Here is a 23,608-nt window from a genome sequence, read left to right as displayed (position 1 = left end):
ATTTAAAGTTTGTTTTAAATAAGAAGAAACACGGTATTTTTATTCAAAATTTTGTTTATATTGGATTGAATAATCTTTTTTTAATTGTGCTAAATTAGCAAGTGAGCAATTAGCATATTCAGTATTTTCTTCTTTTAATTTATTTTCTAAATTTGTAATTGCGATTTGTAAAGATTGTATATAATCCAGTTCTTTTACATTAAATGGTCTAAGTTTGGATTTAGATGTATAACGCTTTTCAAATTGACTTAAAGCTTTACGCTCGTGAAAAAATACATTTTTCGTTTCATTTGGATGGTGCAAGTCACCTTGCTTTGGATGTTTAATGACCTGTTCAATTTGAACAAGTACTTGATTGTCATCCTCCTCTATAACTGATACACCATAACTTCCAGTTTTATGTGCAAAACGATATAACATAATTCAATACACCCCTCATTTTATGTTAGAATACATATATCATCTTAACATGAAATGGAGAATAAAAATGTCGAACTATCCTCAGCTAAATTCAGAAGTAAATGAAAATGAAATAAAAATGGTTATGCATACGAATAAGGGTGATATGGCTTTCAAATTATTACCTGCTATCGCACCTAAAACAGTAGAGAACTTTGTTACACATGCGAAAAATGGTTACTATGATGGTATTTCTTTCCATCGTGTCATCAATGACTTCATGGTACAAGGAGGCGACCCAACTGCAACTGGTATGGGTGGTGAAAGTATTTATGGAGGTCCGTTTGAAGATGAATTTTCACTTGAAGCATTCAATCTATACGGTGCTTTATCAATGGCAAATTCTGGTCCGAATACTAACGGTTCACAATTCTTTATTGTTCAAATGAAGGAAGTACCAGAATCTATGCTTAGCCAACTTGCAGATGGTGGTTGGCCGGAACCAATTGTCAAAGCTTATGGTGAAAAGGGTGGTACACCTTGGTTAGATCAAAAACATACTGTTTTTGGTCAATTATTAGAAGGTGAATCTACGTTAGAAGATATTGCTGCAACAAAGGTTGGACCGCAAGATAAACCTTTACATGATATCACGATTGATTCGATAGACATTATTGAAAAATAATGTAAAACGTAGTTTGAACGGTAGTAGTTAAAACAATCTTTTATCGTTTGAAATTTTAATGAAATATTAATCGATTATTTTAAAAATATAGAGAAGTCTAAGAGGCTGGACAAATTAATTGTTCCAGCCTCTTACTATTATTTTGATATTTTTTATTTTGAAAGTATTGAATCAAGTAACATTCTTAGTAATTGTTCAAATGCCTTTGTATAAAGAGATGCAATCCCAATTCAAGCAATTATTTTATAACTGAATTTTGAAAAATCGTGAAATTTTTCTAGGTAATATTAGTACCATTGAATGATTTATGCTATTATGAACATGTTAAGTAAAACGAAATAAGGGGTTATCACGTTGAATAATCACTATAAAGTAGGTCAACATATCAAAGTTCGTGTGACTGGTATTCAACCGTATGGCGCTTTTGTAGAAACCCCTGACAATACTGAAGGATTAATCCATATTTCTGAAATTATGGATGATTACGTCCATAATTTAAAAAAGTTTTTATCGGAAGGACAAATTGTAAAAGCGAAAGTCATTTCAATTGATAAAGAAGGAAAGCTAAATCTTTCTTTAAAAGATAACGACTATTTTAAAAATTATGAACGTAAAAAAGAAAAGCAATCAGTATTAGATGAAATTAAAGAAACCGAAAAATATGGGTTTCAAACAATTAAAGAACGCTTACCGGTTTGGATTAAACAGTCCAAAAACGCGATAAAAGATGAACAGTCATCTTTTAAAAAACACTAACATTTTATTTTAAGATGTTAGTGTTTTTTATATGTAAGCTAAATTTTGTAAGTTATGATAGGGCTATAAAATTATATGCGTGAGCATATAATTTTATATTTAAAATCAGGCAAGTTAGAATTAAAATCGCTTAAAGTGATTATTCAATGACACTTAAGTATATTGTATATTAGGAGGATTTAATTTAATGGACAAAAAATTTCAACCGTTATTTGAAAAATTAAAATTACCAAATCAAGTTGTTTTAGATAATCGATTTGTACTAGCCCCATTAACACATGTTTCATCTAATGATGATGGTACAATTTCTAATGAAGAGGTTGTGTACATGGAACAACGTTCTAAAGATGTTGGTCTAGCAATTTCAGCAGCAAGCAATGTTACAGATTTAGGTAAAGCTTTTCCTGGACAACCTTCAGTAGCGCATGATTCTAATTTAGAAGGCTTAAAACGTTTGGCAAAAGCTATGAAGAAAAATGGTGCGAAAGCGGTTGTTCAAATACATCACGGTGGTGCACAATCTTTACCTAATTTAACCCCTGATGGTGATGTTGCGGCACCAAGCCCTATATCATTAAAAAGTTTTGGTGAGCAAGAAGCCCATCAAGCACGTGAAATTACTAATGAAGAAATAGAATCAACAATAAAAGCATTTGGTGAAGCAACTCGCAGAGTCATTGAAGCTGGTTTTGATGGTGTTGAAATTCACGGTGCAAACCATTATTTAATCCATCAATTTGTATCTCCATATTATAATCGTCGTAATGATGAGTGGGGAGAAGACCGTTATAAATTTGCTACAAGTGTAGTAGACGAAGTAACTGAAACTGTTAAAAAATATGGTAGTAAAGATTTTATCGTTGGATATAGATTTTCTCCTGAAGAAGCTGAATCTCCAGGTATAAGCATGGAAATTACAAAAGAACTAATTGAGCTATTAATGGAAAAACCTTTAGATTACTTACATGTTTCATTAATGGATATTCACTCTCAAACACGTGAAGGCCAGTACAAAGGGCAAGAACGTATTAAACTCATTTTAGAGTGGATTAATGGACGCATGCCACTAATAGGTATAGGATCTATCTTTACGGCTGAACAGGCTATTGAAGCAATTGAATCAACAGGTGTAGAACTCGTCGCATTAGGACGAGAAATCTTGTTGGATCATAATTTTGTAAGTAAAATTAAAGATGGAAAAGAAGATGAAATTCTATCTCACTTTGATCCACAAAGAGCAGATAAACACCATCTGCCACCAAAATTATGGGAACAATTTAATAAAGGCTTTTACCCATTACCAAGAACAGACAATAAATAAAATCATTGAATATGAAGATGTTTATAGTATTTAACACCACTATAATTTCATAATGAAGGTAAGTATAAACATTGTACTAATGAAGCAACGTCAATTTCTATTGAATATATAGAAATTGACGTTTTTTTGTTTGTATAAAATTTTGTTGAACGTTAAAGTAACCTTTTACATTTAATAACAGTCATGGTTGTTGCTGCTGGTGTTTTTTAGGCAGGTACAGCATATATGTCGTAGATATTTAACGATTTTTATATAAAATATAATAAATTACAGACACTAAAATTAGCATAAATCTTGTGATAGTGATTTTAATCAAGAAGAATTAATAAATTTATTAAAATTGGCTTGTGTAAACAGTCGGAAATGTGTCATTATATTAATGTAAAGGCTTACATTTTGATAGCTATATTCTAAATTTAATATTTAAAAGTTGCTATGTGAGTTCTGTATCTACGATTTTATAGTATTTTCGGAAAATAGTTTTCGTAAGTGAATAAATACGTTATGCTATGAATGAGTATTGCCAATAAATTATTATATAATTCATACAAAGGGGAGATATTATGTCAAGATCTGAAGAAATCATTGAATTAACAAATCATTACGGTGCGCACAATTATGTGCCGCTTCCAATCGTAATTTCAGAAGCTGAAGGTGTATGGGTTAAAGATCCTGAAGGAAATAAATATATGGATATGCTATCTGCTTATTCTGCAGTAAACCAGGGTCACAGACATCCTAAAATTATTCAGGCTTTAAAAGATCAAGCTGACAAAGTGACTTTAGTATCACGTGCATTTCATAGTGATAACTTAGGAGAATGGTATGAAAAAATATGTAAGTTAGCTGGTAAAGACAAAGCCTTACCTATGAATACAGGTGCAGAAGCAGTTGAAACAGCATTGAAAGCTGCGCGACGTTGGGCTTATGATGTGAAAGATATTGCACCTGATCAAGCTGAAATTATTGCATTCAATGGTAACTTCCATGGTCGAACAATGGCGCCGGTATCATTGTCATCTGAACCAGAATATCAACGAGGCTACGGTCCATTATTAGATGGGTTCCGAAAAGTCGATTTTGGTAACATAGATGCTGTTAAAGAAGCAATCAATGAAAATACAGCTGCTATTTTAATCGAACCTATTCAAGGAGAAGCAGGAATCAATGTCCCACCAGAAGGTTATTTAAAAGAAATTAGAGAATTATGTGATGAACATAATGTATTATTTATTGCTGATGAAATTCAAGCAGGACTTGGACGTTCAGGAAAATTATTTGCTACTGATTGGGATGATGTAAAACCAGATGTATATATTTTAGGTAAAGCTCTAGGCGGTGGTGTATTCCCAATATCAGTTGTATTAGCTGATGAAGAAGTATTGGGCGTATTTACGCCTGGTTCTCACGGATCAACGTTTGGTGGTAATCCACTAGCGTGTGCTGTATCAATTGCAGCTTTAGATGTATTAGTTGATGAAGATTTAGCAGGACGTTCTTTAGAATTAGGTGAGTACTTTAAATCAGAACTTGAAAAAATCAATCACCCAGCAATTAAAGAAGTACGTGGTCGTGGATTATTTATTGGTATAGAACTAAATGAAAATGCTAGACCTTATTGTGAAAAGTTAAAAGAAGAAGGTTTATTATGTAAAGAAACACATGATACAGTAATTAGATTTGCACCACCTCTTATTATTTCCAAAGAAGAATTAGACTTTGCATTGGATAAAGTAAGAAATGTTTTTAAATAAAAATGTTCTGTAACTTAAGTTTTGAAAACCCTTTAAAAAGCAAAATCTTATGTTACAATTATCGTGAAAGCGAAATCATTAGTAACGAAAAAGAGGCGAAATGAATCATGACTGAGAATAACAATTTAGTTACTTCTACGCAACAAATTATTAAAGAAGCATTGCATAAATTGGGATTTGATGATGGGATGTATGATTTAGTAAAGGAACCATTAAGATTCCTTGAAGTACGCATTCCTGTACGTATGGATGATGGTACTGTTCAAACATTTAAAGGTTATCGTGCTCAACATAATGATGCTGTTGGACCAACTAAAGGTGGGGTACGTTTCCATCCAGACGTTGACGTTGAGGAAGTTAAAGCATTATCTATGTGGATGACATTAAAATGTGGTATCGTCGACTTGCCATATGGTGGCGGTAAAGGTGGCATCATCTGTGATCCTAGACAAATGAGTATACATGAAGTTGAACGTTTATCTCGTGGTTATGTGCGTGCGATATCTCAATTTGTTGGACCTACAAAAGATATCCCAGCACCAGACGTATTTACTAACTCACAAATCATGGCTTGGATGATGGATGAGTATAGTTCATTAGATAAATTTAATTCACCAGGATTTATTACTGGTAAACCGATTGTATTAGGTGGATCACAAGGCAGAGATCGCTCTACAGCACTAGGTGTAGTAATTGCAATAGAACAAGCTGCTAAAAGAAGAGGTCTAGAATTGAAAGGTGCACGTATCGTTATTCAAGGATTTGGTAACGCGGGTAGTTTCTTATCTAAATTCCTATATGATATGGGAGCAAAAATTGTTGGTATTTCAGATGCTTACGGTGCATTACATGACCCAGATGGTCTTGATATCGACTATCTTTTAGATAGAAGAGATAGCTTTGGTACTGTAACAAATCTATTCGAGGAAACAATTTCTAATAAAGAATTGTTTGAACTTGATTGTGATATTCTTGTACCTGCAGCGATTGCTAATCAAATCACTGAAGACAATGCAAATGAAATTAAGGCGGATATAGTTGTTGAAGCGGCTAATGGCCCAACAACACCAGCTGGCACACGTATTTTAACTGAACGTGGTAAATTGCTTGTACCTGATGTGTTAGCAAGTGCAGGCGGCGTAACAGTTTCTTACTTCGAATGGGTACAAAATAATCAAGGTTATTATTGGACAGAAGAAGAAGTGAATACAAAATTGCGTGAAAAACTTATCACAGCCTTCGATACAATTTATGAGTTATCACAAAATAGAAAAATTGATATGCGCTTAGCAGCCTATATTGTGGGTATTAAACGTACTGCTGAAGCTGCACGTTATCGTGGTTGGGCTTAATTAAATATTTTAATTTGTAGAAAAAGAAGAAGTTCTTGTATTCAAGAACTTCTTCTTCTTTTTATTTTATTTATTTTTTTGCTCATCATCTTGAATCACTTGTTTATATAAATCAGGGTAATTTGTGAAAACACCATCTACCCCATATTGATTTAAGCGGTGCATATCAGCTTCGTTATTAACGGTGAAAGGATGTACGAGTAGACCAGCCCTTTTAAGATTTTTAACATTTTGTTTTGTTAAATCTGTATATTCAGGGCCGACACCAATTGCGTATTGACGAATTTGATTAAAATCCTGTTGGGATAAAGAGCGTAATTCACCTTTATCTAATAATCTAATTAACGGGACATTGCTATTTAACTGATGCAATTTACTTAAGCTTTCAGGTGAAAATGATTGTAATAAGACATGTCCTTGATTCAGTGATTGTTCATTAAGCATATTGTGGTTGTTTAGTGTTTTTAATACTGCTTCTTCCATCCCTGGGTAAACATCTGGTGATTTAGTTTCAATATAATAATTTGCATTTGTACCATAGCGTTCTAATATTTCATCTAATGTAGGGATTTTAGCACCTACATAATTTGAATTAGCATACTGAGGATTTGCGGCATTAAATTTACTTCCAGCATCTAATTGTTTCAGTTCCTTTAGTGTATATGAATCAACTCTACCAGTCCCGTTTGTTGTTCTATCTACAGTTTCATCATGCATGGCAACTAGATGACCATCTTTAGTCATCTGAAGATCGATTTCGATATAAGAAGCACCCATAGCATTATGGCTTTTATCATATGAATAAAAAGTATGTTCTGGCGCATAGCCACTTGCACCTCTATGCGCGACCGTTGTATATTTCTCGCCCGTTAGATTTTGTGCTCTATTTGGATTATGTGAGTTATTATCCTTTTGGTTTGATGGTGTGGCATGTTGTTGTGTTTGAACATTGTGGTTATTTTCGTTTGCTGATGTTATAGATGTCGTTCCAATTAAAGTTAAAGATAACATTGCTATACTCGTGGATAGTACTTTTTTAAAATTTTGCAAGAATGGGTCACTCCTCGATATGTATTTACATATCAACCCTACAAAATAAAAGTGTGTTTGAGAATAACATTTACAGGATTAAAATTTAAGTTTTATAAAGTTAATATTTTTATAACAATATATTAAAACAATTAAAACCTTTCTAGTATAAATATAATAGGAAATATTATTTTCTGTATCACGCTATCTTCATATAAGACATCAAATCAACAAAACAAACGTCAATTTCTATAGAAATTGACGTTTACTTGTAGTTAAAGCTACTATGTTGATGATTTAATTGTTTTATCTTTTTTAAAATTTTCAATAGCTAATTTAATCTCATCTCTAACACGTTGGAATTCTGACCACGATTTACCAGCTGGATCATCAAAACCCCAATGTTCTTTTTTGACATTTGGCGGTAATATTGGACAATTCTTTTCTGCATCACTACATAATGTTACGACCAAATCTGCTTGCTCTAAGATCTCATTATCTATCAAATCTGATGTATGATTTGAAATATCAATATTTACTTCTTTCATAGCTTCTACAGCTTTAAGGTTGACACCATGTGTTTCAATACCCGCAGAATAGACATGCCACGTTTCTCCTAATATATGCTTTCCCCAACCCTCAGCCATTTGGCTACGACATGAATTTCCTGTACATATAAAATAAATTGTTTGTTTGTCCATTATAAATACCTCTTTTCTTAAAATATGATGAGTGTAAGGTATAAACCTAACAATGTTACAAATAATACTGGAATGGTAATGATAATACCTGTTCTAAAATATGTTCCCCATGAAATTTTTACACCTTTTTGTGTTAAAACATGTAGCCATAATAACGTTGCTAAAGAACCGATAGGGGTAATTTTAGGGCCTAAGTCAGACCCTATAACATTCGCATAAACCATGCCTTCTTTCATCGTTCCAATTACATTGGATTGACCAATAGCAATAGCATCTATTAATACAGTAGGCATATTGTTCATAATTGATGATAAAAAGGCTGATATAAAGCCCATACCCATGATACTGCTAAATAATCCATAACTTGAAACGTTGAATAATATATCTGCTAAAATTGTGGTGATACCAACGTTTTTTAATCCAAACACTACTAAATACATACCAATAGAAAATAGCACAATGTTCCAAGGTGCGCCTTTAATCACTTGCTTGGTATGAACTGCTTTAGATTTACGAGCTAAGAGCACAAAGATAAAAGCAATGATACCAGCAATAATTGATACAGGGATATGAATAAATTCACTTACAAGATAGCCAACGAGCAATATGGCTAATACTATCCATGAAATCTTGAATAATTTGGGATCTTTAATTGCATCTCTAGGCGTTGTAAGATTTTCAGTATCAAATGTTTTTGGTATAGATTTTCTAAAATAAAGCCATAACACGAGAATGCTAGCTATTAAAGAAAATATGTTAGGGATTATCATACGACTAAAATATTCAATAAAGCCAATATCAAAGTAATCAGCAGAAACAATATTTACTAAATTACTTACAATTAAGGGCAATGATGTTGTATCAGCAATAAAACCACTGGCGATAATAAAAGGGAAAATCACTTTTTTATTAAATCCTAAATTTCTTACCATCGCTAATACGATAGGTGTTAAAATTAAAGCTGCGCCATCGTTGGCGAAAAAAGCTGCTACTATGGACCCTAACAACATAATAAAAACAAACATTTTTAAGCCATTACCTTTTGAAGCTTTAACCATATGTATTGCAGACCATTCAAAAAATCCAATTTCATCTAATATTAATGAAATAAGAATAACAGCAACAAATGTTAACGTGGCATTCCAAACAATGCCAGTTACTTCTACTACATCGGAAAAGCTAACTACACCAGTAATAATCGCTATGATAGCCCCAGCTAAAGCCGTAATACCAATATCTAATCCCTTAGGTTGCCATATGACAAAAGTTAATGTTAAAAGAAAAATTACAATTGCTAGAATAGTCATGTTTAACACTCACCTGATTTCATATTTTTACATACGAAATGTTGGTTAGATGTGTTAATCATATTGAGACTTTGATTGATTTCATCTAAAATAGCACGATTAAGCTGGTACATACGTTTATTGCCATTTTTACGTGTATTTACTAACTCGTGATCTACTAATGACTTCATATGGTGACTTAGTGTAGGTTGTGAGAATTGAAAATGTTCCAACAAATCACATGCACATAATTCACCACAAGAAAGTAAATCTAATATTTCTAATCTGCTTGAATCGGATAAAACTTTAAGCAATGCTGAGAGTCTTTTATAAGACATATGTATACCTCCTAAACACTAAATAGATTAACATCTATATAGAAATCCGTCTATATAGTTTTGAGCTAAATAGTAAAAGGGGGGTTATTGATTTTATTCAAAAATATGTGATGTTGAATAATTTATTAAAATTATACAAAGGTATATCGAGTTAAGTAAGTGAAATGTAATAAAGCGAAGCGGTTTATATAATGTAAAAAAGCGTCTGCGACAAAAAGTTATGGACAATTGTGATGTATTTTGGCGAGACGCTTGTGGGAATAGGGCAAGCCGAACACTAAATGCTGAAGCTATCCCCTAAGAAGGCGAGCCAACAATAAGAAGTATTGAAAAAAAAGAAGCACTCAGAGGAATTGAATTAAATCATCTGAGTGCTATTTATCTAGGATTTATGTCCGAGACTCTTTTATAAAGTTTGTTAATTTTAATTCTGTTGCTGCTTAATGACTGATAATTGGTGTTCCAAAGCTGCTTGTCCAGTTGAGCCATAACTAATTCTACGGCTAACACAATTTTCTGGTTTTAAGAAATCATAAATGTCTGCATCGATACTTGTATGCGCATTTTGATATTCTTTCAATGGCACATCTAATAAATAGACATTATGTTGAATTGACCATAGTACGATTTTCCCTACAATTTCATGTGCTGTTCTAAACGGAACTCCTTTATTGACTAGGTAATCTGCCAGTTCAGTAGCATTTGAAAAATCATTATAAACCGTTTGATGTAGTCGATCGACATTCACAGTCATTGTATCTATCATACCTGCAAAAATACGCAAGGAACCTTTTATCGTGTGAACAGCATCAAACAAGCCTTCTTTATCTTCTTGCATATCTTTATTGTATGCTAAGGGTAAACCTTTGAGCGTCATTAATATGCTCATTAGGTTTCCTGTCGTACGTCCTACTTTACCTCTTATTAACTCTGCCATGTCAGGGTTTTTCTTTTGAGGCATGATTGACGAGCCTGTTGAGAACGCATCTGATAAAGTTACAAAATTGGCTTCTGCTGATGACCAAAAGATAATTTCTTCAGCAAAACGCGATAAATGTATCATTGTTAATGATATGTTATGCAATGTTTCTGCAATATAATCTCTATCACTTACAGCATCTATACTGTTTTCATAAACAGAGCTGAAATTCAATAAAGATTGCGTTTCATGACGATCGATTGGATAAGTCGTTCCACTTAGTGCAGCAGCGCCAAGTGGGGAAATATCGATACGCTTCAAACTATCCTGAAAACGCGATTTATCTCTATCTAACATCCAGTAATAAGTTAGTATATGGTGTGCAAATGAAATGGGCTGCGCTCTTTGTAAATGCGTATAACCTGGCATAATTGTATTGACATGTTGTTCTGCGATATTGACGATGGTTTGTTGCAATTCATTGACGAGCTCAATAATCTGAGTGACTTCATCTTTTGTATATAAGTGCATATCAGTAGCGACTTGGTCATTTCTGCTACGTCCTGTATGCAATCTACCGCCTGCATCACCGATACGTTTAATTAATTCATGTTCGATGTTGAGATGAATATCTTCTAAAGAAACATCGAACGTTAAATTACCTTGTTCATAATCATTTAAAATCGCTGTTAAACCATTAACTATTTGCTTACAGTCTTCATCAGTTATGATATCTTGTTTGGCTAGCATTTTAGCGTGAGCAATACTTCCTTGCACATCATATTGAATGAGTGTTTTATCAAAGTGAATGGAGGCATTAAATTCATCGACCCAATCTTCGGGCTGCTCACTAAATCTTCCTCCCCAAGCTTTATTACTCATCTAAGTAACCACCATGTAACATAGAATTAACTTTTGTAGGTAAACCAAAGATATCAATAAAACCGACTGCAGATTCTTGATTAAATGCATCTTCCTTAGTATAAGTAGCTAATTTTTCGTTATATAGTGTATGTGGTGATTTTCTGCCGTTTACAACAGCACTGCCTTTAAATAATTTAATACGTACATCACCAGAAACGAATTTTTGTGTACTATCCACAAAAGCTTTCAAGCTGTCTGTTAGTGGAGAGAACCAAAGACCATTGTATGTTTGTTCCGAAAATTGTTTTTCAATAACAGGTTTGAAATGAGCTACATCTTTAGTTAAAGTAATCGTTTCAAGTGCTTTATGTGCTTTCATTATGACTTCTGCTGCAGGCGTTTCGTAAACTTCTCTTGATTTAATACCAACGAGTCTATTTTCCACATGATCAATTCTCCCAATACCATGTTTACCAGCTAATTTGTTTAAATCTAAAATTAATTGACTTAATTTATAAGATTTACCATTTAAAGCGATAGGTAAGCCTTGTTCGAACGTAAGTACAATTTCATCGGCTTCGTCAGGTGTATCTTCAATTTCATTTGTTAAGTCAAATGCATCTTTTGGTGGTGCGGCATATGGATCTTCTAAAATACCACATTCATTACTTCTTCCCCATAGATTTTGATCAATAGAATACGGAGAATCATGTTGGATCGGTACTGGAATATTATGTTTGATTGCATAATCAATTTCTTCTTCACGGCTCCAAGCCCATTCTCTAACTGGAGCGAATACTTTTAACTCTGGGTCTAACGCTTTTATCGCAACTTCAAAACGAACTTGGTCATTACCTTTTCCGGTACAACCATGTGCAATACCTACTGCATTTGTTTTACTAGCAATTTCAACTAATTTTTTTGAAATTAAAGGTCTTGATAATGCGGATACTAGGGGATATGTGCCTTCATACATCAAATTACCTTTGATTGCATATGAAACAAAATCTTCACTGAATTCTTCAGTAGCATCAATAATATGACATTCAATTGCGCCCATATCTAAAGCTTTTTGATGAACTAGGTCTAAGTCCTTACCTTCACCAACATCCAAGCAGCAAGCTACGATATCATAGCCTTTATCTATCAACCATTTTACTGCCACACTTGTATCTAAACCGCCAGAATATGCTAAAACTATTTTTTCCTTCATATATTACACCTCAATTGAATTTTTTAATATGTTGTTTATAAATTTGATATTAGTAAGTATAGCAGAAGAATTATGAAAATAAAACCATTTTTATACATAATTATGCAAAATGTAGAAATTTCTTACAATTTAAATTTTATTTATAGTACTCATTTATGGGATTTTTTGAGGTTTTATCGTATTTATAGAAATGTATAAATTTATGAATATATAATTAGATATTCTGTTTGTTATATAATAAATGAATAAGCTAAAACATTTATAAAAAATCCTGTATTATAGGCTAGTTGTTTGAATAGTCAAAATAAACTTAGTAAAATATGTATGAAATCAAAAACACTGGAGGCAATTTAGATGACTCATATTCAATTAGATTATGGTAAAACTTTAGAATTTTTCGGCGAACATGAATTACAGCAACAAAAAGATATTGTTAAATCAATTCACAATACAATTCATGAAGGAACAGGTGCTGGTAGTGACTTCTTAGGTTGGATTGATTTACCTATTAATTATGATAGAGAAGAGTTTTCACGTATTTTAGAAGCTTCTAAACGTGTCAAAAAAAATTCAGATGTATTTGTAGTGATTGGTATTGGTGGTTCATATTTAGGTGCACGTGCTGCAATTGAAATGTTAACACCAGCTTTTAGAAATAGTAATGAATATCCTGAAATTGTTTTTGTAGGTAATCATTTATCTTCAACATATACACAAGAGCTAATTCATTATTTAGACGGTAAAGATTTTTCAGTTAATGTTATTTCTAAATCTGGTACAACAACAGAGCCAGCAGTTTCATTTAGACTATTTAAGCAAATCTTAGAAAACAAATACGGTAAAGAAGAAGCCAAACAGCGTATTTTTGCAACTACTGATAAAGAAAAAGGTGCTTTAAAACAATTAGCAACAAATGAAGGCTATGAAACGTTTGTAGTTCCTGATGATATTGGTGGTCGTTACTCCGTTTTAACAGCAGTAGGTTTATTACCAATAGCTGTTGCAGGTATTGATATTGAAGCTATGATGGGTGGTGCTGCTAAAGCTAGAGAAGAGCTTTCTTCTGAAAACCTAGAAGATAATATTGCTTATCAATACGCTAGTATTCGTAATATTTTATATGCAAAAGGCTATGACACTGAAATGTTAATAAACTATGAACCTTCAATGCAATATTTCAACGAGTGGTGGAAACAATTATTTGGTGAATCAGAAGGTAAAGATTACAAGGGCATCTATCCATCCAGTGCAAACTATACAACTGATTTACACTCACTTGGACAATATGTGCAAGAGGGCCGTCGTTTCTTATTCGAAACGGTTGTCAAAGTAAATACACCGAAACATAACATTACTATTGAAGAAGATAGTGAAAACTTAGATGGATTAAATTATTTAGCGGGCAAAACAATTGATGAAGTGAACACTAAAGCTTTTGAAGGTACTTTATTAGCACATACTGATGGAGGCGTACCGAATGTAGTGATTAATGTTCCTCAACTAGATGAAGAAACATTTGGTTATCTTGTTTATTTCTTTGAAATGGCTTGTGCGATGAGTGGCTACCAACTTGGAGTCAACCCGTTTAACCAACCAGGCGTAGAAGCATATAAACAAAATATGTTCGCGTTATTAGGTAAGCCAGGTTTTGAAGATAAAAAAGAAGCATTAGAAAAACGTTTATAATTTTATCTATTTATTAATTTAAAAATGACTGACAAAATGATTTCCGCACTAATCAGGCGGAAATCATTTTTTTGTATGTGACTTATTTTATCAATGCACATCATCATTTCTATGAGATGTCATTAACCGTTTTGGTACTTGAGACTGATATTTGCACAAAAGCATACATAATTGTTTCAAAATCGCTATAATACACTTATAATTATCGTTGACTAACAATGGTAGGGAATGATGAAATGACTCAAGAACAAGTGCAGTATTGGTTTGATTTATTTGGCAGTTTAGGTTATATCGTAGGGTTTTTATTGCCTTTTATTGAAGCTTTTATCCCAATACTACCTATTATTGTATTTGTGATTGTTAATGTGAATGCATTTGGATTGTGGATGGGAACATTATTAGCATGGTTGGGTACTGTTTTAGGGAGCTATCTTGTATTTTTAGGCTTTCGCAGATTGAACCATACACGTTATATGAAAAAGTTACAGCAACGTACCTCAGTTCAGAGGTTAATTCATTTTATAGATAGAAAAGGGGTTATCCCTATTTTTATTCTATTATGTTTTCCATTTACACCAAGTGCATTAGTGAACTTAGTAGTAAGCCTGTCGCATATCAGAGCACACGTTTATCTTGTAGTATTGTTCAGTTCGAAATTGATAATGATCGGTTTGATTGGATGGTTAGGTAATGATATTACGACGCTATTTACAGAGCCGTTAAGGTTGATTATCATTATTATTGTTATTATTGTCGTTTGGTTTATAGGTAGAAAACTTGAACGATATTTCATGCATTCTCCAGAGGAGTGACAATTTGGGTAAGATTGTAAAACATTTGATTTCTATAATATTTGCGATTATTATTGTAATATTGATTCAGACTTTTATTGTTACAGGAGCAGTCATACAAGATAAAAGGATGACGCCGACGTTGAAACAGAACGATCGTGTGATTGTTAATAAAATCAAAACAACTTTTAATATGTTAAAGCTAAACGATATCATCATGTATCACAAAGGTGACGATGTACATATTGGTAGAATTATCGGGAAGCCCGGCCAATCTATAACCTTTAAAAATAATCAATTGTATAGAGATGACAGACAAGTAGATGAAAGGTATACTGAGTCAAGTATTGATGATTTCTCCCTCAGAAATATTAAAGGTTCTGAAGGAGATGTTATTCCACCAGACAAATACTTTGTACTGAATGATAATCGTGAAATAAAAAATGATTCTAGAACAGAAGGTTTTGTTCGACAAGAAGACATTATTGGTGATGTAAGTTTAAGGTATTACCCTTTAAGCAACTTCACAGTAAACTTTAAATAAATAGACGAGGTGTAAAAAGTGAAAAAAGAAATACTAGAATGGATTGTGTCAATTGTTGTCGCAGTAGCGTTAGTATTATTGATTACAAATTTTGTTGCAAAATCATACACAGTCAAAGGGGATTCTATGGATCCAACCTTAAAAGATGGTGAACGTGTAGTTGTAAATATGATTGGTCAAAAACTAGGACATTTAGAAAAGGGAAATGTCATTGTATTCCACGCTAATAAAGAACAAGATTATGTAAAACGTATCATTGGTACTTCTGGAGATAACATTGAATATAAAAAAGACCAATTATATGTTAATGGTAAAAAAGTTGATGAGCCTTATTTAGATTATAATGAAAAACATAAACTAGGTGAATATATTACAGGTACTTATAAAACAAAAGAAATCAACCAAGTTGATGGTAAAAACAAAATTCCAGAAGGGAAATTGTTAGTATTAGGTGATAATCGTGAAGTGAGTAAAGATAGTCGTTCATTTGGTTTGATTGATGAAGATAAGGTAGTAGGTAAAGTTTCGTTTAGATATTGGCCACTAAATAAAATGACATTTGGATTTAATCCAGATGTCAGTTATGAATAGATAATATATGCTTATATATCCTGAGACATACAAATGTCTCAGGTTTTTTCTATATAGAACGGTTGTACAATTTGTGGTTTGTTAACCGTTTGAGAAATATTTTGTAAACATGAAAACAATACAATAATTCATTAATATATAAACTTAAATGTAGGTAAATCACATAGACTAATAAACAAAGTACAATGCTTAATATGTTAAAATATAAATCAAAGGAGTTGTTGTATGCAATGGAATTCAATGCTTATATTGGGAGAGCTGGCACTGGTAAATCATACAGTGTAATAGAAGAAATAAAAACGAAAATGAAACAAAATCCATTAGGGGATCCTATTATATTAATCGCACCTACCCAAAACACTTTTCAGTTAGAACAAGCCTTCGTAAACGATCCATTATTATATGGCAGTTTGAGAACTGAAGTGCTCCATTTTGAACGATTAAGTCATCGTGTTTTTCAAGAAGTTGGAGGATTAACAGAACAACAGTTATCCAAAGTTGGTACTGAAATGATGATTTATGACATTATTCAACAACAACAGTCACAGTTAAAATTGTATCAATCACAAGTGAAATACTATGGTTTCAGTGAAAAATTATATGAACAAATACAAGATTTTAAGAAATATGCGGTTTCACCACAACATATTGAAGACTATATAGCAACCAATCATTTACAAACGAGAACTAAGCATAAATTAGAAGACATTGCGTTAATATATAAACAATTGGAAGATAGAATTCGTGGAGAATATGTATCTACTGAGGATAGTTTGCAACGATTTATTGAGGTGATGAATCAGTCTGAATGGTTGCAACGTGCTGAGATTTACATTGATGGATTTCATAACTTTTCTACAATCGAATATCAAATCATTCGGTCATTAGTTCAAAATACTAAAAAAGTTACAGTTGCTTTAACTACTGATGGAGATAAAGATGTTTTTAGTTTATTTAGAAAGCCGTCAGAATCTTTAACACATATGCAAGATATCGCAAGTGAATTAAATATTGATTTAAATATTAAGCAATTTTATCAACAACAAAGATTCATTCATGATGATTTAACACATTTGGAACAAAACTTTAATGCATTGCAATTTGAACCCATTGCGTCAAAAGGACACATCTCTATCATAGAATCATCAGTGATGCGAGAAGAAATAAATGAAGTTGCAAGACGCATTCTAAAAGAAAATCGTGAATTGGGTAGACGGTTTCAAGATATTGCTATTTTATATAGAGATGAGACATACGCATATTTAATGGAATCTATTTTACCCCAATATGACATCCCTTATAACATTGACGTCAAGTCATCAATGACACATCATCCTATAATGGAAATGTTCCGTTCATTAATTGAAGTACTTCAGACAAATTGGAACTTTGAACCGCTCATGCGTTTATTTAAAACAAATATTTTAACTAAAAAATTTAAAGACAGCCAATATTTAATTGATATTTTAGAAAATTTTGTATTAGAACGTGGTATTTATGGAAAACGTTGGATAGATGATAAATATTTCCAAATTGAACAATTTAGAAAAATGGGTTTAAAACGACAACCTTTAACAGAAGAAGAACGTGAAACATTTGAGAGGGTCATCCAATTAAAAGTAGATGTGATAGATAAAATTATGCGCTTTGAAAATCAAATGGCTAATGCAACAACAGCTGTTGATTTTGCAACGGCATTTTACGAAGCAATCGAATCATTTGATTTACCCAGCCAGTTAATGACAGAACGTGATACGTTAGATGCTGAAGGCGAACACCGTAAAGCAGAAGAAATTGATCAAATATGGCATGGTTTTATTCAAACATTAGATGATTTAGTGACAGTATTTGGTACTCAAGATTTAACAAAAAGTAGATTTTTAGAGTTATTAGATATTGGTTTGGATCAATTGGAATTTGTAATGATTCCTCAAACACTTGATCAAGTTAGCATTGGTACCATGGACCTAGCAAAAGTTGATAATAAACAGCATGTGTATTTAGTTGGTGTAAATGACGGTATTTTACCTCAGACTGTTAGTGCTTCAGGCTTAATTACAGATGAAGAGAAAAAATACTTCGAAGAACAATCTGCGATTGAATTAAGTCCAACATCAGACATATTACAAATGGATGAAGCGTTTGTTTGCTATATTGCTATGACGAGAGGACGTTCAGAAGTGACATTCTCGTATTCATTAATGGGCGCAAGTGGAGATGAAAAAGAAGCAAGTCCATTTTTAAGTCAAATTCAGCAACTGTTTACAAATCTTGAAGTACAAAACATACATCGTCAACATCAAGCAAACCCACTAACATTAATGGAACATCCACATCAAACAAAAATTGCATTATTTGAATCACTCAAAGCGTGGCTTGATGAAGAAATTGTCGCAGATACATGGTTAGATACATATCAAGTTATGAGAGATGATGAGAAATTAAATGCGGGACTTAGTTATTTATTATCAGCACTCACTTACGATAATAAAACAGTACAATTAAGTGAAGCATTATCAAAAGATTTATATGGTACGACTATTAATGCTAGCGTATCACGTTTTGAAGGGTATCAATCATGTCCATTCAAACACTTTGCTTCACATGGTTTACGACTTAATGAACGTACAAAATATAAACTAGAAAACTTTGATTTAGGTGATATATTCCATCAAGTATTAAAATTTATCTCTGAAAAAATTAATGGTGACTTCAAAAATTTAAACGTCAAGCAAATTCAAAAATTAACGAGTGACGCATTATCTGAAATTCTCCCAGAGATACAATTTAATTTATTAAATTCAACAGCTTATTATCGCTATTTGTCACAGCGCATAGGTTCAATAGTAGAAACAACTTTAACTGCGTTAAAATATCAAGGTAATTACAGTAAATTTACGCCACAACGCTTTGAAGCTAGCTTCAGAAAAAGACCAAGGGACGATCAAGAGCTATATGCTCAGCCTTTACAAACAACACAAGGGGTTCCTATCAATATTCGAGGACAAATTGACCGGATAGATACGTATAACCATGGAGATGAAAGTTTTGTAAATATTATTGATTATAAATCATCAAAATATAGTGGAACCTTAGATTTAACAAAAGTCTATTATGGTATGCAAATGCAAATGATGACCTATATGGATATTGTATTACAAAATAAATCTAGACTCGGGCTAACTAATATGACTAAACCAGGTGGGTTATTGTATTTTCATGTTCATGAACCACGTATAAAACTTGCTTGGAATGAATTAAATGAAACGAAAAGAGATTTAGAATTTATTCAATCTTTTAAATTAAGTGGCTTATTAAATAGTGATGAAGCAGTATTAGACGCTTTCGATACTCGAATAGAACCAAGCTATAATTCAGATATTGTACCTTTAGGTTTGAAAAAAGATGGTGGGATTAAGTCTAATAGTAAAGTTGCGGACGAAAAGACTATTTACAAATTAATCCAGCATAATAAACAAAATTTTATAGAAACAGCATCTAATATTATGGACGGTCATACAGAAGTAGCACCCATGAAATATAATCAAACACTGCCATGTGATTTCTGTAGCTATAAACCAGTCTGTCATGTTGATGGCATGATTGATAGTAAACGCTATAGAACTGTAGATGAAACAATTAACCCAATTGAAGCGATACAAAATATGGAGTTAGAAAGTGAGGAAGAAGAATGATAAGTGAGATTCCTGTAAAACCAGCTGATACAAGGTGGACTGATAATCAGTGGAAAAGTATCTTTGCAAAAGACCAAGATATACTTGTAGCAGCAGCTGCAGGCTCAGGTAAAACAGCGGTCTTAGTTGAACGTATCATTCAACGCATTCTTAGAGATAAAATCGACGTAGATCGTTTATTAGTCGTAACATTTACTAATGCTAGTGCAAGAGAAATGAAGCAACGCGTAGACCAACGTATTCAAGAAGCATTTATTGAATCACCTGGTAATACACATCTAAAGAATCAACGCATTAAAATTCATCAAGCTCAAATTTCTACACTTCATAGTTTTTGTTTAAAGTTAATTCAGCAACATTACGATGTATTAGATATTGATCCAAACTTTAAAACAAGTGGTGAAGCGGAAAATATTTTGCTGCTTGAACAAACCATTGATGAAGTTTTAGAACAACATTACGATATATTAGATCCTCATTTTGTTGATTTGACTGAACAACTGTCTTCAGATAGAAATGATGAGCAACTTAGAGATATCGTAAAAAAAATGTATTTCTTTAGTGTTGCTAATCCCAATCCTTTGCATTGGTTAAGTCATCTTTCAACACCATATAAAGATGAAGCACAGCAGGAAACATTATTAAAATTGCTTAATGAGTTGGCAATGATATTTATGGAGTCAGCGTTAGAGTCATTAAATAAAAGTTATGATTTATTTATGATGCTTGAGCAAGTAGATAAGCAAATTGCAGTTATCGAAAAAGAACAACAATTTTTAGCTAAAGCTATGGAAAATGGCCATATCAATCATGAAGCAATCGTACAACACGAATTTGAAAAAACATTTCCTCGAAAAGATAAAAAGATTAAAGAAGCGAATGAAATGATGATAGATGCTTATGACGATGGCAAAGCATATTATGATAATTATAAAAAATTAGTGTCAAAAGTTAAAAATGATTATTTTTCAAGATCTTCAGAAAATCTAAAAGCAGATATGCAACGTTTAGCGCCTAGAGTAGCTTATCTTAGTCTTATTACCAAAGATGTCATAACACTTTTTAATCAAAAAAAACGCAGTCGAAATATTTTAGATTTCTCAGATTATGAACATTTTGCTTTGAAAATTTTAACAAATGATGATGGTTCATCTTCAATCATTGCACAAGCTTATCGTGAACAGTTCGAAGAAATATTAGTAGATGAATATCAAGACACAAACAGAGTACAAGAAAAGATTTTGTCTTGTATTAAACGTGGTGCAGAACATGATGGCAACTTATTTATGGTAGGGGATGTAAAACAGTCGATCTATAAATTTAGACAAGCAGATCCTAGTTTGTTTATCGAAAAATACAATCGCTTTACTGTAGATGGTTCATCATATGGTTTACGTATAGATTTATCTCAAAATTTCCGCTCAAGATTAGAAGTGTTAACAACAACTAATTACTTATTTAAACATATGATGGATGAATCTGTAGGAGAGATTAACTATGATGATGCAGCACAGTTATATTATGGAGCTCCCTTTGACAACAAGCTACATGATGTGAATTTAAATATGTTAGTAGAAGATGCATCTTCTGATTTAAATGGTTCTGAACAAGAAGCAGAGTACATTGTGCAACAAGTTGAAAAAATAATGAATAATCATGAAATCTATGATATTAAAACACAACAATATCGAAAACCTAATTACAAGGATATCGTTATTTTAGAAAGGTCATATGGGCAAGCACGAAAAATACAACAAGCATTTAAAGATCATAATATTCCATTTCATGTGAATAGTAAGGAAGGGTATTTTGAACAAACAGAAGTACAATTGATATTGTCCTTTTTAAGAACAATTGACAACCCGTTACAAGATATTTATTTAGTGGGTTTAATGCGTTCTGTTATTTATCAATTTACAGAAGATGAATTATCAAACATTAGAGTGTTTAGTCCTCATGATGATTATTTTTACCAATCTATACAACATTATATGGATAATGATGTTGCCAATAAAAAACTAGTCAAAAAATTAAAATCATTTTTAAATGATATAGCTATGTATCAAGACTACAGTCAAAATCATCCTGTATATCAACTTATTGATAAATTTTACAATGATCATTATGTTATTCAATATTTTAGTGGACTTATTGGTGGCAAAGGTCGACGTGCGAACTTATATGGATTGTTTAATAAAGCAGTAGAATTTGAAAATTCTAGTTTTCGCGGCTTATATCAATTTATTCGGTTTATTGATGAACTTATGGATCGCGGAAAAGATTTCGGCGAAGAAAATATTATAGGTCCTAATGATGATGTTGTGCGAATGATGACAATTCATAGTAGTAAAGGGTTAGAGTTTCCATTTGTTATTTACTCTGGTTTATCACGTAAATTTAGAAGAGACGATTTACACAAACCTGTAATCCTAAACCAAAATTATGGACTTGGTATGACGTATTACGATGTTGAGTCAAATTTAGCGTATCCTTCATTATCTTCAGTTACTTTGAAAGCAATCGCAGAAAAAGAAATGGTTTCAGAAGAGATGAGATTGATTTATGTGGCATTGACGCGTGCTAAGGAACAATTATTTTTGATCGGTCGTGTTAAAGATGAGAAAGAATTAACACAACTTGAGCAGGTTTCTGTCTCGGAAACACATTTACCAGTAAGTTATAGAATTACAGCTCAAAGACCGATTGATATGATATATCCAATATTAGCAAAATATCAATCATTGTCATTACCAAGTGAAATGCGATTCGAGCAATCGATAGATGATATTGATGCTACGATGAAACCTTATGTGAAATTGACTACAGAATTTTATGAAGATGTTGCTTCAGAACAAGTTATTTCAGATAGTGAACAGCGAACTGTTAGTGACATTGAGAATATGAATAGTGGCAATGACACCTTAAAAACACAAATACATCAACAATTAAGTTACGTCTATCCATATCAGGAAGCCATGGTAAAACCTTCAAAACAGTCTGTTTCTGAATTAAAAAGACAATTAGAAACGGAACAAGCGGATACAAATTATGATAGAGTTCGACAGTATCGTATTGGTACTACTGCATACGAAAGACCTGCATTTTTAAGTCATCAAACTAAAAGAAAAGCAAATGAAGTTGGGACATTAATGCATACAGTAATGCAGCATTTGCCTTTTAAACAAGAAAGGTTAACTTTAGAAGAAATTGAAGCATTTGTTGAGCAGTTAATTGTTAAATCTATCATTCCTAAAGATGCAAAAGCTGATATTCAATTTGAAGATATTCATAAATTTGTTGAAAGCGATTTGTATCTTACGATAGCGCAAAGTGATTATATTTATCGAGAATTACCTTTCGTTGTTAATCAAGCAAAGGTAGACCAGTTGCAAGATGTAGAAACAGATGCATCAATTATTCAAGGGATGATTGATTTGATTTTTATTACAGATGATCAATATTACTTCGTTGATTATAAAACAGATGCTTTTAATAGACGTTTGCATATGTCAGATGAAGAAGTCGGAAATCAATTACGCACCCGTTATAAAATACAAATGGAATATTATAGAAACACCTTACAGACCATCCTTGGTGAATCTGTTAAAGGCTATCTATACTTCTTTAAGTTTGGTCAACTTTCAATAGATGATAAGTCGATAAAATAATGCTTTGATAAAGGAG

The 23,608-nt window shown here is 32.3% G+C and carries 18 protein-coding genes; 11 read left to right on the top strand and 7 right to left on the bottom strand.

Annotated features, from left to right (window positions below; all coding sequences use genetic code 11):
• Nucleotides 1-39 precede the first annotated feature (39 nt).
• Nucleotides 40-420 carry a sporulation phosphorelay system protein KapB gene (gene kapB, locus KA926_RS01205; protein ID WP_210143460.1) on the bottom strand — a complete coding sequence of 127 codons (381 nt, stop codon included), beginning with the start codon at nt 418-420 and terminating at the stop codon, nt 40-42.
• A gap of 67 nt (nt 421-487) precedes the next feature.
• Between kapB and KA926_RS01200 the strand changes: the two genes are divergently transcribed.
• The 5 genes from KA926_RS01200 to KA926_RS01180 all read left to right on the top strand — a co-directional run bounded on the left by KA926_RS01200 (nt 488) and on the right by KA926_RS01180 (nt 6,267).
• Complete coding sequence (locus KA926_RS01200) at nt 488-1,084, top strand: peptidylprolyl isomerase (protein ID WP_210143459.1); 597 nt, start codon at nt 488-490, stop codon at nt 1,082-1,084.
• A 354-nt stretch (nt 1,085-1,438) separates the two neighbouring features.
• On the top strand, nt 1,439-1,840 hold the full coding sequence (gene ygs, locus KA926_RS01195) for a S1 domain-containing post-transcriptional regulator Ygs (RefSeq protein ID WP_046208025.1): 402 nt from the start codon (nt 1,439-1,441) through the stop codon (nt 1,838-1,840).
• A gap of 187 nt (nt 1,841-2,027) precedes the next feature.
• Complete coding sequence (locus KA926_RS01190) at nt 2,028-3,161, top strand: NADH-dependent flavin oxidoreductase (RefSeq protein ID WP_210143458.1); 1,134 nt, start codon at nt 2,028-2,030, stop codon at nt 3,159-3,161.
• Between the two features lie 563 nt (nt 3,162-3,724).
• On the top strand, nt 3,725-4,915 hold the full coding sequence (locus KA926_RS01185) for an ornithine--oxo-acid transaminase (RefSeq protein ID WP_210143457.1): 1,191 nt from the start codon (nt 3,725-3,727) through the stop codon (nt 4,913-4,915).
• 107 nt (nt 4,916-5,022) lie between these two features.
• Nucleotides 5,023-6,267 carry a Glu/Leu/Phe/Val family dehydrogenase gene (locus KA926_RS01180; RefSeq protein WP_107384486.1) on the top strand — a complete coding sequence of 415 codons (1,245 nt, stop codon included), beginning with the start codon at nt 5,023-5,025 and terminating at the stop codon, nt 6,265-6,267.
• 66 nt (nt 6,268-6,333) lie between these two features.
• Here KA926_RS01180 and KA926_RS01175 read toward each other — a convergent pair whose 3' ends face one another.
• The 6 genes from KA926_RS01175 to KA926_RS01150 form a co-directional block, all read right to left on the bottom strand.
• The gene (locus KA926_RS01175) at nt 6,334-7,317 is read right to left on the bottom strand and encodes a glycerophosphodiester phosphodiesterase (protein WP_192946888.1); all 984 of its coding nucleotides are present in this window, start codon (nt 7,315-7,317) and stop codon (nt 6,334-6,336) included.
• A gap of 263 nt (nt 7,318-7,580) precedes the next feature.
• The gene (gene arsC / locus KA926_RS01170; protein WP_210143456.1) at nt 7,581-7,997 is read right to left on the bottom strand and encodes an arsenate reductase (thioredoxin); all 417 of its coding nucleotides are present in this window, start codon (nt 7,995-7,997) and stop codon (nt 7,581-7,583) included.
• A 17-nt stretch (nt 7,998-8,014) separates the two neighbouring features.
• Entirely contained in the window at nt 8,015-9,304 is a 1,290-nt protein-coding gene (arsB, locus tag KA926_RS01165; protein ID WP_192946886.1) for an arsenite efflux transporter membrane subunit ArsB, read from the bottom strand.
• Between the two features lie 2 nt (nt 9,305-9,306).
• Nucleotides 9,307-9,621 carry an ArsR/SmtB family transcription factor gene (locus tag KA926_RS01160; RefSeq protein ID WP_210143455.1) on the bottom strand — a complete coding sequence of 105 codons (315 nt, stop codon included), beginning with the start codon at nt 9,619-9,621 and terminating at the stop codon, nt 9,307-9,309.
• A gap of 424 nt (nt 9,622-10,045) precedes the next feature.
• A complete protein-coding gene (gene argH / locus KA926_RS01155) occupies nt 10,046-11,422 on the bottom strand; it encodes an argininosuccinate lyase (RefSeq protein ID WP_210143454.1) in 1,377 nt (458 codons plus the stop codon).
• Nucleotides 11,415-12,617, bottom strand: coding sequence for an argininosuccinate synthase (locus KA926_RS01150; protein ID WP_107384479.1), 1,203 nt, complete (start codon nt 12,615-12,617; stop codon nt 11,415-11,417). Before KA926_RS01150 ends, argH begins: the two co-directional genes overlap by 8 nt.
• A 354-nt stretch (nt 12,618-12,971) precedes the next feature.
• Here KA926_RS01150 and KA926_RS01145 point away from each other — a divergent pair, with 354 nt between their 5' ends.
• The 6 genes from KA926_RS01145 to addA all read left to right on the top strand — a co-directional run bounded on the left by KA926_RS01145 (nt 12,972) and on the right by addA (nt 23,592).
• Nucleotides 12,972-14,303 carry a glucose-6-phosphate isomerase gene (locus KA926_RS01145; protein ID WP_192946883.1) on the top strand — a complete coding sequence of 444 codons (1,332 nt, stop codon included), beginning with the start codon at nt 12,972-12,974 and terminating at the stop codon, nt 14,301-14,303.
• A 236-nt stretch (nt 14,304-14,539) separates the two neighbouring features.
• The gene (locus KA926_RS01140; protein ID WP_103211269.1) at nt 14,540-15,115 is read left to right on the top strand and encodes a TVP38/TMEM64 family protein; all 576 of its coding nucleotides are present in this window, start codon (nt 14,540-14,542) and stop codon (nt 15,113-15,115) included.
• A gap of 4 nt (nt 15,116-15,119) precedes the next feature.
• Nucleotides 15,120-15,638 carry a signal peptidase I gene (gene lepB / locus KA926_RS01135; RefSeq protein WP_210143453.1) on the top strand — a complete coding sequence of 173 codons (519 nt, stop codon included), beginning with the start codon at nt 15,120-15,122 and terminating at the stop codon, nt 15,636-15,638.
• A gap of 18 nt (nt 15,639-15,656) precedes the next feature.
• Nucleotides 15,657-16,229 carry a signal peptidase I gene (gene lepB / locus KA926_RS01130; protein ID WP_107384475.1) on the top strand — a complete coding sequence of 191 codons (573 nt, stop codon included), beginning with the start codon at nt 15,657-15,659 and terminating at the stop codon, nt 16,227-16,229.
• A 230-nt stretch (nt 16,230-16,459) separates the two neighbouring features.
• Nucleotides 16,460-19,924: a helicase-exonuclease AddAB subunit AddB gene (gene addB / locus KA926_RS01125; protein WP_192946880.1), complete on the top strand. Its 3,465-nt coding sequence runs from the start codon at nt 16,460-16,462 to the stop codon at nt 19,922-19,924.
• A complete protein-coding gene (gene addA, locus KA926_RS01120) occupies nt 19,921-23,592 on the top strand; it encodes a helicase-exonuclease AddAB subunit AddA (RefSeq protein ID WP_192946879.1) in 3,672 nt (1,223 codons plus the stop codon). The genes addB and addA overlap by 4 nt, the downstream gene beginning before the upstream one ends.
• The last annotated feature ends 16 nt before the right edge of the window (nt 23,593-23,608 follow it).

Origin of the sequence: Staphylococcus sp. GDY8P94P, from assembly GCF_017892255.1 — a bacterium.
Lineage (GTDB): Bacteria > Bacillota > Bacilli > Staphylococcales > Staphylococcaceae > Staphylococcus > Staphylococcus cohnii.
Note: the sequence above shows the minus strand (reverse complement) of the source record. Positions and strands in the feature narration are given on the sequence as shown.

Coding starts and splice junctions, on each gene's coding strand:
- kapB (WP_210143460.1), bottom strand. CDS start 420: ATGTTATATCGTTTTGCACATAAAACTGGAAGTTATGGTGTATCAGTT.
- KA926_RS01200 (WP_210143459.1), top strand. CDS start 488: ATGTCGAACTATCCTCAGCTAAATTCAGAAGTAAATGAAAATGAAATA.
- KA926_RS01190 (WP_210143458.1), top strand. CDS start 2,028: ATGGACAAAAAATTTCAACCGTTATTTGAAAAATTAAAATTACCAAAT.
- KA926_RS01185 (WP_210143457.1), top strand. CDS start 3,725: ATGTCAAGATCTGAAGAAATCATTGAATTAACAAATCATTACGGTGCG.
- KA926_RS01180 (WP_107384486.1), top strand. CDS start 5,023: ATGACTGAGAATAACAATTTAGTTACTTCTACGCAACAAATTATTAAA.
- arsC (WP_210143456.1), bottom strand. CDS start 7,997: ATGGACAAACAAACAATTTATTTTATATGTACAGGAAATTCATGTCGT.
- arsB (WP_192946886.1), bottom strand. CDS start 9,304: ATGACTATTCTAGCAATTGTAATTTTTCTTTTAACATTAACTTTTGTC.
- KA926_RS01160 (WP_210143455.1), bottom strand. CDS start 9,621: ATGTCTTATAAAAGACTCTCAGCATTGCTTAAAGTTTTATCCGATTCA.
- argH (WP_210143454.1), bottom strand. CDS start 11,422: ATGAGTAATAAAGCTTGGGGAGGAAGATTTAGTGAGCAGCCCGAAGAT.
- KA926_RS01150 (WP_107384479.1), bottom strand. CDS start 12,617: ATGAAGGAAAAAATAGTTTTAGCATATTCTGGCGGTTTAGATACAAGT.
- KA926_RS01145 (WP_192946883.1), top strand. CDS start 12,972: ATGACTCATATTCAATTAGATTATGGTAAAACTTTAGAATTTTTCGGC.
- KA926_RS01140 (WP_103211269.1), top strand. CDS start 14,540: ATGACTCAAGAACAAGTGCAGTATTGGTTTGATTTATTTGGCAGTTTA.
- addB (WP_192946880.1), top strand. CDS start 16,460: ATGGAATTCAATGCTTATATTGGGAGAGCTGGCACTGGTAAATCATAC.
- addA (WP_192946879.1), top strand. CDS start 19,921: ATGATAAGTGAGATTCCTGTAAAACCAGCTGATACAAGGTGGACTGAT.